Here is a 12,556-nt window from a genome sequence, read left to right as displayed (position 1 = left end):
TGTAATTTTAAAGGTTTAGATAATTAAGTTCGATGACCGTTTGGTTAAACCGGTTAAGATTATCCAAGTAGTCCAACTGTATCTCATAGGCATTTTCAAGGCTTAGGATATATTGGAAAAAATCGATTTCCCCATTTTTGAAGCTCAATTCCGCCGTCTTTAAAAGTTCCTCGGAGAGCTGGTTCCCTTCCTGTTCATAATACTCAAGAGCCTTTTTATGTGCACGATATTGGGCCATGAGTTCGTCATAACGAGCACTAAAGCGAATTTTATAGTCCTTGGATCGTTCCTCGGCTATTTCCGCTGCAATCTTACTAGATTTTATCCGGGACGATTGTCCACTAAAAAAAAGCGGGACCTTTAGACCTAATTGATACCCGTGCAGCGTACCGCTAAAATTCGGTGCGGTACCCTGAAAGTAATTAAGGCCTATGTCCGGCAACAATTGTTGTTTGGCCAAGCTACGTTCCGCCTGCATTAAGGCCACATTGCTTTCATAAAACTTTAGCTCCGGACTTTGCACAAGTTGGGGGGAAAGCAAAACAACTTGGTTCATGGGTATTTTGGCGATAGGGGGCAAGGTGTCTACCTGAGCAATTTTCATCAAATTGGTACGTGCCATGGCAATTTCCTGGACAGCATTTTCCAGACGAATACCCATCTGCCGTTTTTTGGATTGTGCCGTGATTTTCTCCAAGTAATTGGTCTCCCCCAGTTCAAAACGCCGTTGGGCCATTCGGGAAGAATTGCGGTAAAGGCTGTCCAATCGTTTAAAAATAGCCTCTCTTTCCTCTGCATATAAATAGGTGTAATATGCCGCGATCACTTCTCGTTTTATCGCTTTTTGTGCTATCTCGTAATTGTTGTCCGCCATTAGGGCCTTAGCCTCGTTCCGTCGCTTTTTCGCAAAATATACTGTTGGGAACAGAAAATCTTGCTGTATCCCAAAAACACGAAGAGGTTCGTTCGTTAAGGTGAGGTTGTTTTCGTCATATTGATAATAGACCTCGATCTTATCAAAATCGAAAGCACTGGATATCAAAGCATCAGATTGGTCTACACTTAACTTAGCCGCTTTTAGACCTGAATTATTTTCCAGGGCGATAGACATTAATTCCTCTAAGACTAACGGTTGTTCCTGTGCTTTTGTCATTGGAGTGAGTAGGAATCCGAAGAGCAATACGGGGATTGCTTTATTTTTCTTCATCCATTTTTTTGGCAACCTTTTTTTAGGATTGTCAAAAATGATATAAAGTACAGGTAGGACCACTAAGGTCAATAAAGTGGCCGTAACCAGACCCCCAATGACCACGGTGGCCAAAGGCCGTTGTACCTCGGCCCCGGCACTGGTGGATACGGCCATCGGCAAAAAACCTAAGGCCGCCGCCGAGGCGGTAAGCAAGACTGCGCGTAATCTGTCCTTTGTTCCTTGTTTTACGAGTGCTTCCATGGTTTCAAAAGATTGTTGTCCGAGTTCCTTAAAATGTTCCAATAATACAATGCCGTTGAGCACGGCAATTCCAAAAAGGGCAATAAATCCAACTCCTGCCGAAATGCTAAAAGGCATATCCCTTAGCCAAAGCAGGAGTACACCGCCCACAGCTGCCAAAGGAATGGCAGAAAAGATGAGCAAGGCTTCCTTAACCGACCTAAAGGCAAAATACAAGAGAATAAAAATCAATAAGAGTGCAATAGGTACGGCTACCCAAAGTCGGGCCTTGGCGCTTTGCAGGTTCTCGAATTGCCCGCCGTAGGTGATGGAGTATCCGACGGGTAATTGTAAATTGTCATCGATTAATCGGCGTACATCATTTACCACGGATTGCAGATCCCGATTACGCACGTTAATACCCACTACAATACGTCTTCGGGTATCGTCTCTGGAGATTTTGGCGGCCCCTTTTTGATAACTGATATCCGCCAATTCCCTTAAGGGGATTTTTCCAGTGGAAGGTAGATCTACATATAGGTTTTTAAGATTATCAATGTCCTGTCTCTGCTCTTTGTCCAACCGCACTACCAACTCGAACCGTTTTTCGCCTTCGTAGACGTTACCTACGCTACGGCCTGCAAAGCCCATGGCCACCATAGCGTTAAGGTCGGTAATATTAAGCCCATAACGAGCTATTTTGGCCCTGTCGTATGTGACGTTCATCTGCGGGAGTCCTACTATTTTTTCCACAGAAATATCGGCCGCTCCTTCTACATCTTCTATTAGTTCCTTTATTTCGTTGCCCTTTTTGCTAAGAATCTCCAAGTCTTCCCCAAAGATTTTAATGGCAATATCTGCCCGTACCCCGGTAATGAGTTCATTGAATCGCATTTCTATGGGTTGGGTAAATTCTACTTCCATCCCTGCGATTATGGCAAGGGCTTCCTTGAACTTTTCGGCCAATCCGTCCTTGGTCTTGGCAGAGACCCATTCACTTTTTGGTTTTAGGATGATGATAACATCACTCTCTTCCATGGACATGGGGTCCGTAGGGACTTCCGCTGCACCGATGCGGGTAACCACCTGTGCTACTTCTGGGAAGTTTTCCAATAGTATTTTTTCGATTTGAGTGGTGGTCTCTACGGTCTTTTCCAACGAAGTGCCCGTTTTTAGTATGGGTTGTATCACAAAATCGCCTTCATCTAGGGTGGGAACGAATTCCCCTCCCATAGAACTAAATAGAATTCCGGCCAATACGAATACCCCTCCTGAAATGCCAAGAACCCACTTTTTGCTACTTAAGGCCCAATCGATAATTGGCCCGTATCCCCTGTGCAACAGGTTCATAAGTCGTATAGAAATATTTTTTTCGGAGGTATTGGAAGGCCTCAAGAAAAGCGCTGCGGCCACAGGAACATAGGTGAAGCACAGCACAATGGCCCCGAAAAGCGCAAAGCTGAACGTGAGCGCCATAGGTTTGAACATTTTACCTTCCACTCCGCTTAGGGACAGGATGGGGATAAACACAATGAGGATGATAAGCTGCCCAAAAATGGCGGAATTCATCATTTTGGAGGCGCTGTTCATGGTGATACCATCCCTTTTTTCCTGTTGTTCAACTTTGGAAAGTGTAACCAACCGTGAACGCTGTTGTGTAATCTGGAAAGCTATGAATTCTACTATAATGACTGCGCCATCAATGATAATTCCAAAATCAATGGCACCGAGGCTCATCAGATTGGCATCTACTCCAAACAGATACATAAGAGAAAGTGCAAAGAACAGGCTTAACGGAATTACGGAAGCCACTACAAGTCCGGAACGCAGGTTGCCCAGCAGCAGTACCACCACAAAAATAACGATAAGGCAACCCAGGACCAGATTTTCGGTTACGGTGAACGTAGTCTTGGCAATGAGTTCACTACGATCCAAAAAGGCATTGATATAAACACCGTCCGGGAGCGTTTTGGAAATAGTGGCAACCCGTTCCTTCACTGCATCGATGACTTTTTTGGAGTTGGCATCCTTCAGCATCATCACTTGTCCCAATACCTTTTCGCCCTCCCCGTTTCCTGTGATGGCACCAAATCGGGTTGCACTGCCATACCCTACCTTTGCAATATCCTTGATGTAAACCGGGATACCGTTTCTGATTTTTACGACGATATTCCCAATATCTGTTAAGGAAGCTACAAGTCCTTCACCTCGAATGAAATAGGCTTGATCCGTCTTTTCGATATATCCGCTACCCGCTACGCTATTGTTGTTCTCCAAAGCGGTAAAGACATCTCGGGTATCAATATCCATGGCATTGAGTTTTTGGGTACTAAGGGCCACCTCGTATTGCTTTAAGAAACCGCCCCAAGTATTTACCTCCACCACGCCCGGGATACCGGAGAGTTGACGTTTTACTACCCAATCCTGAATAGTCCTAAGGTCAGTTACGGAATAGTGGTCTTCATAGCCTTTCTTTACGTCCAGGATGTATTGATAGATTTCGCCTAACCCTGTTGTAATGGGCCCCATTTCCGGAGTGCCGAAACCTTCGGGAATTTTCTCAGAGGCCGATTTTATTTTTTCGGCAATGAGTTGACGGGGCAAATACGTGCCCATATCATCTTCAAAAACAATGGTCACTACGGAAAGTCCAAATTTGGATATGGAACGGATTTCCCTTACCCCTGGGAGGTTGGCCATTTCCAGCTCCACCGGATAGGTAATGAACTGCTCCATATCCTGTGTAGAGAGATTGCGCGAGGTTGTAATGACCTGAACCTGATTGTTGGTTACGTCGGGAACGGCACCAATGGGTATTTGAGTCAAGGAATACAGCCCAAAACAAATAATGAACAGGGTGAAGAGGAGAACGATAAACTTATTATGTATACTTAATTTGATGATGCGCGATAACATAATCCATTGAATAAGGGTGAAGGCAAACTAATGTGAAATTGTCCGCCTAAAAATGATGAATATCAGTATGGATTATGCGTGTCTGGGAGGTTGGAAAAGTCCATCTCCAAGTAGGGGAGAATAGGAATCGGCATAATGGAAGTTTCCAGTATCAAGGGAGGCTATTTCCACGTGGGAAGTATAAGGTGCCAAGTCGTTGATGACAAAAGCCGAAAGTGATAGGGAATGGCAATGATGTTGAAAAGGAAGCTCCTCGTGTTCCTTTTGCTCTTCCTGGTGTTTTTCGTTATGCTCCGCTTTAAGTTCTCCATAGTGTTTGGAGAGAAAAACCAAAAAGTTATCCCCGTATTCCTCGGCATGGAATTGCGCATGTTCGAAAAGCTCGTCCAGCTCCACCAAATCGTTTATATGGATGTTGAAGCTCTGAAAAAGAATGAGCAAGGAGGTCGTTATGGAAATAAGTTTTGTCATCTTTTGGCTTTTTAAAGATACAATTTTATAAAGAGGTGCGAAAGGAATTGGAATTCTCTTTTCAATTTAGGAGGGGTCTATATTAGATTTGAAAACTAAGTGTGTTCTGTTTCTAAATGTCTTTTTTACCTTGAATAACAAAGCCCATAAAGGCTTGCTAATCTAACCTCTTTACGCTATTTTCATAAAGAATTCAAATCGTTTTCCCATGCTAAGATTCCTTTTTTTACTTTTTCTCCTATTCCTATGGCAACCCATAAAGGCTCAAAAGAAGAATTTCTCCTATACCGATATTTTTGATCTCCAATATGTTTCCGATCCACAGATTTCTCCCGATGGGAATTGGGTGGTCTACCGAAGAATGGCCTTTGATATCATGAAGGATAAAGTTTCGGGAAATCTTTGGATGATAAAGACCGATGGTTCAAAACATCAAAAATTGACGTCCAGGGAAGTTAGCGAATCCAATCCACGCTGGTCCCCCCAAGGAGATCGCTTGGCCTTTGTTAGCAGTACGGACGAGGGGTCGGAGATTTATATCCACTGGATAGCTTCGGGCAAAATTGCCAAGGTAACACAACTTCCCTTCAGCCCCAGTGCCTTAACATGGTCACCTAATGGCCAACAGCTCGCCTTTTCGATGAACGTAGAAAAAGAGCCGCCGGTTTTAGCCAAAATGCCCAAAAAACCCAAGGATGCAAAGTGGGCGGAGAAACCAAGGATAACGGACAGATTATATCATGAAGCGGACGGTCGGGGCTATATTGATCCGGGGTTCAATCATATTTTTGTGATTCCCGCAGATGGCGGTGCTCCAAGACAATTGACTTCTGGGGATTTTCACCATAGAGGAACCCTTTCTTGGTCCAAGGATGGACAACATATCTATTTTTCAGGGAATAGGAACGAAGATTGGGAATACGACTTTAGAAATAGTGAGATCTACTCTGTTGGGGTTTATGATGGGCAGATCAAAGCGTTAACGGATAGGGATGGGCCGGATAATCATCCGGTGGTTTCTCCGGATGGGACAAGGATAGCTTACATCAGTGTTGCGGATAAGAGGCAGGCCTATCAAGTACATAAGGTCCATATTATGAATAAGGATGGCAGCGATCAAAAGGAAGTCTCCCAAGATTTGGATAGGACGGTTTCAGATTTGGTCTGGGACTCTAAAGGGAATGGCCTTTATTTTTCCTATGACGATAATGGAAATACCAAAATTGCCCATCTTAACCTAAACGGGAAGGTTACCAAATTAGCTGATAATATGGGGGGCATCTCCATTGGTAGGCCCTATGCTGGAGGGTCTTTCAGTGTATCTGAAAATGGGACCGTCGCTTATACCCAAACCCGACCAGAATATCCTTCCGAATTGGCGATTTTGAAATCCAAGGTGAAAAATCCGGCAAAGATTACTTCCCTGAATAATGCCCTATTGGATTTCCGAAATTTAGGAAAAGTGGAGGAAATTTGGTATACCTCCAGTTTTGACCAAAGGGATATCCAAGGCTGGGTGGTATATCCTCCCAATTATGATGCCTCTAAAAAGTATCCTTTCCTGGTTGAAAATCATGGAGGCCCTATTTTGAATTATGGAGATCGTTTTTCGGCCGAAATGCAATTGTATGCTGCGGCGGGGTATATTGTTTTTTATCCCAACCCGCGGGGTAGTACCGGATATGGAGAGGAATTTGCCAATCTTCTGTACCGTAATTATCCCGGAGAGGATTATAATGATGTAATGGACGGAGTGGATTATTGTATCCAAAAAGGAATTGCCCATGAAGACCAGCTTTTTGTTACAGGAGGTAGTGCCGGAGGAATTATGTCTGCTTGGATGATAGGCAAGAACAATCGTTTTGAGGCGGCCGTGGTGGCCAAACCTGTCATGAATTGGATCAGTAAAACGCTGGTCGCCGATAATTATTTCCGCTATGCCAACAGCCGTTACCCGGGACAACCTTGGGAAAGTTTTGAGACGTATTGGAAGTTTTCCCCGATCTCGTTGGTCGGCAATGTAGAGACGCCCACCATGGTGTTGGTGGGAATGGACGATTTGCGTACGCCCCCCAGTGAGGCCAAGCAGTTGTACCATGCCCTAAAATTGCGAAAAATTCCAACAGTATTGGTCGAAATACCAAATGCCAGTCATGGTATCGCTAATAGGCCGAGCAATTTGATTACCAAAATAGCGCATACCCTTGCGTGGTTTCAGAAATACCGAAAATAGTATTGAACAATAGCGTTGGACATGGATCTGAATTTGAATGCGATTCTTTTGCTGCTGGTAGCATTTCAGTTGTTCTTTATCGCTGTTTTTTCACTGACTAACCGAAAGGGCAAAAGAATCAGTAACCTCCTGTTAGGCACCTTTTTCCTAATATTGGCGATCAATGTAACGGATATCTTATTGCAAATACACAACGTTTGGTCCTTCTTTCCGCCGTTTTTATTATTGGACGACTCTTTTTTATTGCTTTTTGGACCATTGATTTATTTGTATACTTTATCAATTGTTGATCAAAGTTTTACACTTGCCAAAAAATGGGTTCACTTTGTTCCCTTTGTTGTATGCTTGTTAGGCTTGCTGATTTTCTACTTTCTGGAGAAGGCCCCTATTGCGTATGCGCTTGAGACCATAAGCAAGGCCAATCTCCCCAAAGGGGCCATAATATTCGTGGTTATGGGATACCTCCATGGAGGGTTTTACCTTTGGCTGTCAAAACGTGTGTTGGCCTTACACGGCAAAGCAATGAAGGAATATCATTCCAATCTGGTCAAAATTAATTTGGATTGGCTGTGTTTTATAATAAATTCATTTATCGGGTTATGGTTTTTGGGTGTTCTACTTACCGTAGTGCCCTACACATCATATAGGGCCTATGTAAATGGTATATTGTTCGGTTTTATTGTATTTCTTTTTTATTTTATCAATAGGGCTATATTCAAGGCATTAAAGTCCTCGGAATTACTTTCCGGAAATCCGTTTTTCACCTTGTCCAAAAAGAAGTATTCCGGATCCACTTTGTCCGCCGACAAGCAAAATAGGTTTAGGGAAGCCCTGGTTTTACAGATGGAGACTGAAAAAAGTTATTTGAATCCAGACCTTACCTTGAATGACCTGGCTAAGATTTTGGACCTTCCCCCAAAAGAACTTTCGCAGGTCATCAACCAATCTTTTGGGAAGCATTTTTTTGATTTTGTGAATTCTTATAGAATCGATGAGGCCAAAAAATTACTTCAGGACACCCAAAATACCATGACCATACAGGAAGTAATGTATTCGGTAGGTTTTTCTTCCAAATCTTCCTTTAATACTATTTTTAAAAGGAAAACAACCCTAACACCTTCTCAATTTAGACTTTCCTCGGAAACACGATGAATCCTAAAAAGGGTTCGCCTTCCTGAAGTAAAACCATCCTCCGGGATATCACGTCTACTTTTATAGGACAACATAAAAAGTAAGAAGAGATGAACCGTCAATTCAAAAATACGCTTAGGGATAGGTTAGGAAATTATTTGGAATCCAAGAAGTCAGCAACCTTAATGGAGGTGGTGCTCATTTTTGGGGTCGTTTTTTTGTTTATTCAAATGGTAGCACCATTTTTTCAGGGGAGTCAACTTGCACAACAGTTAATAGTATGGTTTGCCAATGTAATCATGATAGCCCTGGTGTGTTTTGGACAATGGCTCAGAAGGTCAAATTTTCGTGATTTGGGATTGGTGTTACCCGTCTGGAGCGGTAAAACATACCTAAAAATAATTCTTTGGTCCTTTCTTATAGGTATCATCACTATTTTAAGTTTTGTTCTGGGATCTGTGGGTATGTCAATGCTAATGGGAGCGACCGCCCAACCGGATGTTAGCAACTATGACTATTTAAAGGACAATCCAGGGATATTTGTCTTGTCTTTATTGGGAGTTTACCTAGTATCCTCCTTTGGGGAAGAGCTGGTATATCGTGGATTTCTAATACATCGTGTTTCATTGATGTTAAAGGGGGCAAAGTTTGAAAAGACCTATGCGGTTTTGATCAGCGCCGTGATTTTTGGTTTGGCCCACTATACCTGGGGAATAACCGGAATGGTACAAACAAGTTTTATGGGTCTCATATTGGGGACTTTCCATGTACGATTTAAAAACAAACTGATTGTACTGATTCTGGCACATGCGTACATGGACACCCTTTTGTTGGGGAGTATTTACTTGAGCTGAGATGAAATACAAGCGACCGAGTTTTTCCATTAAGGATATAATTTAAGCGGATCGAAAATTTTTATTCACCTTGATCGTTTGTAATTTAGGGAACGCAAGCGACGACATGAGAACAAAAAAACAACATAGGTTTTGGAATATCTTGGTGGTGATTACCGTTATCATCTGCCTCCTGGCCCTTATGGCCCATTATAAAAATTGGGTTAGAACCAATACCAACGATATCCAAATACTCTCCGGATTTTATTATAATAAAGTGGAGTTTTCAGAGCTTGACAGTGTAGTGATGGTAGAAAAAATACCACCTATGGAACGCCTAAATGGGTTTTCTGCCTTAGAAAAAGAAAAAGGGGTGTTCCGAGAGTTCAAGGACTCCCTAACGGACAAAAAAGTGTATGTATATGTAGATCATTTTCCCAACCCCAAGATAAAATTGGTATATAGGGATTCGCTGAGGCTTTTCATGAATTTAAGGGATTCTTTGGAAAATGAAAAAATGTACCTTTTTCTAAAGAACAAAAAGGACAGCTTACCTCTACAATTTTCATCTAAAAAGTGAGTTTATGAGCATTGGAGTTGCTAATTTTGTACTTATGAAAAAATGGTTTTTGCTTTTTCTGCTCGTACCGATCCTTGGCATGGCCCAAAATAGGCTTTCTATATCCATAGAAGGTGTAGAAACATCGAATGGTAAGATAAGTGTGGCCATTTATGACAATGAAAACGGCTTTCTAGAGTTTGAAGATGTATTTAAATTCGATAGTGCCAAAGCCCAAAAAGGCACGACCGAACTTTCCATTGAGAGCCTTCCGTCGGGTAAATATGCCGTGGCCATTTTCCATGATGAGAATGGCAATGATGTCCTCGATCGCAACTGGCTAGGCATACCCAAGGAAAAGATAGGCTTTTCCAATGCCAAAATGAAAACCTTTGGTCCTCCAAGTTTTACGGAATGCGCATTTGAGCTGCGGTCCGACAAGGAAATCACAGTGATACTTTAAGAAATTGTAGTAGGGCTACCCTTCCATCCAAAATCTATCTTTCCAAATAATGATTAAAGATATGTTAAATAGTTTTCTGAAATGATTGTTCCAATATATATTTGACCACACACAAAACAAAATGCCAAGGATTACCGAATTTGATAAAGAGAAGGTACTAAAGAGCGCCATGCACGTTTTTTGGGAGAAAGGTTATAACGGTACCTCCATGCAGGACTTGGTGGATGCTACCAGCCTAAATCGCTCCAGCATATACAATTCTTTCGGTTCGAAGTTGGAGCTTTATCAAACTACCTTGTCCTATTATCAAAAGGAATCAGGGGGAATGTTTCGAAAGGCCTTGGTGGAAGCTGGAAATCCCTTGGAGGCCATACGACTCATTTTTGAGGGGTTTTTGCCGGAGATACTTGGAGATAAAAAGGACAAGGGTTGCTTCGTTATGAATTGTAAGTCCGAGATGGGCAATCAGGACAGAGACCTAAAGAAATGGCTTTTGGATACCCAGGAATATACGCTTTCTACTTTTCAGGACTTGATAAGGGATGGTCAGGAGCAGGGGGTCATAAATAAGAAACAAGACTGTAGAAGTTATGCCTATTTTGTGTTCAATGCCTTCCAAGGTTTTAGAATGACAGGAATATTGATTAAGGATAAAAATGTACTTCAACAGATTATAGATAATACGCTAAGAGTGTTGGCGTAAATTTTTTTAACCATTTTTGGAACGATTGTTTCAAAATTAATTTTTAATACGATGAATAAATTCAAAGACAAAGTAGTAGTGATTTCGGGAGGAAATTCCGGCATAGGTTTGGAGGCCGTTAAAGGTTTTTTAAGTGAAGGTGCCAAGGTGGTGTTTTCGGGAAGAAGAAAAGAGGCCCTGGATGAGGTGGTCAAGAACTTGGAAGGTGATTTCAAGGCAGTTTTGGCCGATCAATCCAAACCACGGGACAATGAAAAATTGATTCAAGAAGCCGTGGATGCCTATGGCAAAATTGATGTGCTCTTTGCAAATGCGGGGGTAGCCTTCTTTGCACCAGCAGATCAAATTGACGAAGACCATTTTGATTCTCAATTCGATATTAACATCAAAGGCCCTGCCTTTTTGACCAAGTATGCCATTCCTCATTTGAATGACGGAGGAAATATAGTTTTCAATACCTCTATCGTACATCAAAAAGGGTTTGAGGGTGCAGCGGTCTATAGCGCTACCAAAGGTGCCTTACGGGCTTACGCCCGGGTGTTGACCACAGAGCTGGCTCCACGTCAAATTCGTATTAATTCCATAGCTCCAGGACCGATTGCCACCCCAATTTATGACAAAATGGGGATGCCCCAGGAAGTGGTTAGCGAAATGGGACAAGGTTTTGCCGAGGCAAATCCCTTAAAACGTTTCGGAAACCCCAAGGAGATAGCCGATGCCGTTTTGTTCTTGGCTTCTGATGAAGCCAGCTATGTAAATGGCATAGAACTTTCCGTTGATGGAGGGTTGAGCCAAATTTAATAGTGTATTGACATAATAGCGTACCAAGCCAGTTGGAGAATTCTCCCAACTGGCTTTTTATAGTGTATCAATCCAATTCTCGGGCTATCTTTGCATGTTATGGAGACAATTCTGCTCGTTCAATTTATGGGATCCCTATATGGTTTGTTAGCTATTGTATTTGGTGCTTTTGGAGCACATGCCCTCAAAAAATCCTTTACGGAAGAACAATTAAGAAGCTTTGAAACAGGTGTCAAATATCAAATGTATCACGCCCTCCTTTTGATCGTATTGGGTTTCAATTTTGGATTCAACACTCCTTTGGAAAGCTATATTGCCTATTGTTTTATTGTAGGTACCTTTCTTTTTTCATTTAGTATTTATGGGCTTACGTTGAGCGCGTCCAAAGAAAGAAAATGGCGGTTTCTTGGCCCCATTACGCCCGTGGGAGGATTAATATTGGTCGCCGGTTGGGGAATGCTCCTGTATTCTTTTATCGGGAAACTTATCTAGCGAAAAGTTAAAGCATACCAGCAGGCCATCAAATCCACCGCCTCATACCTTCCGGTATCTTGAGAATCATGATGTTGACCCATACCTCGCTTTTAGGCTTTAGTTAACAGGTTTTGGTTGTTATCCTTAGGGTTTTACGCATAACTTTATGGAATTTATGGAACATCCCTATAGATACTATTTCTGAAGTAATTTCGGTTATGCAATATGAAATTAACAGGAGATGCCCCAAATGTGGCAAAATTACCAAGAACAGCGATTATTGCAACAATTGTGGTACGTTGATCAATACAAATCTTCGTCGAAAATTAGAACGTGAGGAACGGGAAAGGAAAAGGCAGAAAAAAGAAGAAGTAGAGAAACCCGATGCCATAACAGCTTTTTTTGAAAAGGTACGTAACCATAGCAATCCTATTGTAAGAGTAGTTGCCCTTGCTTTTTATTCTGTTTGGGTAGTAGTGCTGGCAATCGGGGCTTTTTTGGCCTATATATTCGCTTATATTGCGGCTTAGTGTAGGTAAAAGT

General features: G+C 42.2%; 11 protein-coding genes. 9 read left to right on the top strand and 2 right to left on the bottom strand.

The window, feature by feature from the left end; all coding sequences use genetic code 11:
* Nucleotides 1–7: 7 nt before the first annotated feature.
* Nucleotides 8–4,345 (bottom strand): CusA/CzcA family heavy metal efflux RND transporter, encoded by a 4,338-nt coding sequence (locus D7Z94_RS01605; protein ID WP_120709758.1) that lies wholly within the window; start codon nt 4,343–4,345, stop codon nt 8–10.
* Nucleotides 4,346–4,417: 72 nt separating this feature from the next.
* Complete coding sequence (locus D7Z94_RS01600; RefSeq protein WP_120709757.1) at nt 4,418–4,816, bottom strand: hypothetical protein; 399 nt, start codon at nt 4,814–4,816, stop codon at nt 4,418–4,420.
* 208 nt (nt 4,817–5,024) lie between these two features.
* On the opposite strand from D7Z94_RS01600, the gene D7Z94_RS01595 reads away from it, so the two are divergent.
* From D7Z94_RS01595 to D7Z94_RS01555, 9 genes are all read left to right on the top strand, one after another.
* Nucleotides 5,025–7,049, top strand: coding sequence for a S9 family peptidase (locus D7Z94_RS01595; RefSeq protein WP_120709756.1), 2,025 nt, complete (start codon nt 5,025–5,027; stop codon nt 7,047–7,049).
* Between the two features lie 21 nt (nt 7,050–7,070).
* Complete coding sequence (locus D7Z94_RS01590) at nt 7,071–8,201, top strand: helix-turn-helix domain-containing protein (protein WP_120709755.1); 1,131 nt, start codon at nt 7,071–7,073, stop codon at nt 8,199–8,201.
* An 89-nt stretch (nt 8,202–8,290) separates the two neighbouring features.
* Nucleotides 8,291–9,034 (top strand): CPBP family intramembrane glutamic endopeptidase, encoded by a 744-nt coding sequence (locus D7Z94_RS01585; RefSeq protein WP_120709754.1) that lies wholly within the window; start codon nt 8,291–8,293, stop codon nt 9,032–9,034.
* A 106-nt stretch (nt 9,035–9,140) separates the two neighbouring features.
* Nucleotides 9,141–9,593, top strand: a complete 453-nt coding sequence (locus D7Z94_RS01580) for a hypothetical protein (RefSeq protein ID WP_120709753.1) — start codon at nt 9,141–9,143, stop codon at nt 9,591–9,593.
* A gap of 4 nt (nt 9,594–9,597) precedes the next feature.
* On the top strand, nt 9,598–10,035 hold the full coding sequence (locus D7Z94_RS01575) for a DUF2141 domain-containing protein (RefSeq protein ID WP_245967118.1): 438 nt from the start codon (nt 9,598–9,600) through the stop codon (nt 10,033–10,035).
* A gap of 121 nt (nt 10,036–10,156) precedes the next feature.
* On the top strand, nt 10,157–10,738 hold the full coding sequence (locus D7Z94_RS01570) for a TetR/AcrR family transcriptional regulator (protein WP_120709752.1): 582 nt from the start codon (nt 10,157–10,159) through the stop codon (nt 10,736–10,738).
* 51 nt (nt 10,739–10,789) lie between these two features.
* Nucleotides 10,790–11,539 carry an SDR family NAD(P)-dependent oxidoreductase gene (locus tag D7Z94_RS01565; protein WP_120709751.1) on the top strand — a complete coding sequence of 250 codons (750 nt, stop codon included), beginning with the start codon at nt 10,790–10,792 and terminating at the stop codon, nt 11,537–11,539.
* A gap of 99 nt (nt 11,540–11,638) precedes the next feature.
* The gene (locus D7Z94_RS01560; RefSeq protein WP_120709750.1) at nt 11,639–12,031 is read left to right on the top strand and encodes a DUF423 domain-containing protein; all 393 of its coding nucleotides are present in this window, start codon (nt 11,639–11,641) and stop codon (nt 12,029–12,031) included.
* A 200-nt stretch (nt 12,032–12,231) separates the two neighbouring features.
* Nucleotides 12,232–12,543 (top strand): hypothetical protein, encoded by a 312-nt coding sequence (locus D7Z94_RS01555; RefSeq protein WP_120709749.1) that lies wholly within the window; start codon nt 12,232–12,234, stop codon nt 12,541–12,543.
* Nucleotides 12,544–12,556 lie beyond the last annotated feature (13 nt).

The organism is Ulvibacterium marinum (genome assembly GCF_003626755.1).
Classification (GTDB): domain Bacteria; phylum Bacteroidota; class Bacteroidia; order Flavobacteriales; family Flavobacteriaceae; genus Ulvibacterium; species Ulvibacterium marinum.
Note: the sequence above shows the minus strand (reverse complement) of the source record. Positions and strands in the feature narration are given on the sequence as shown.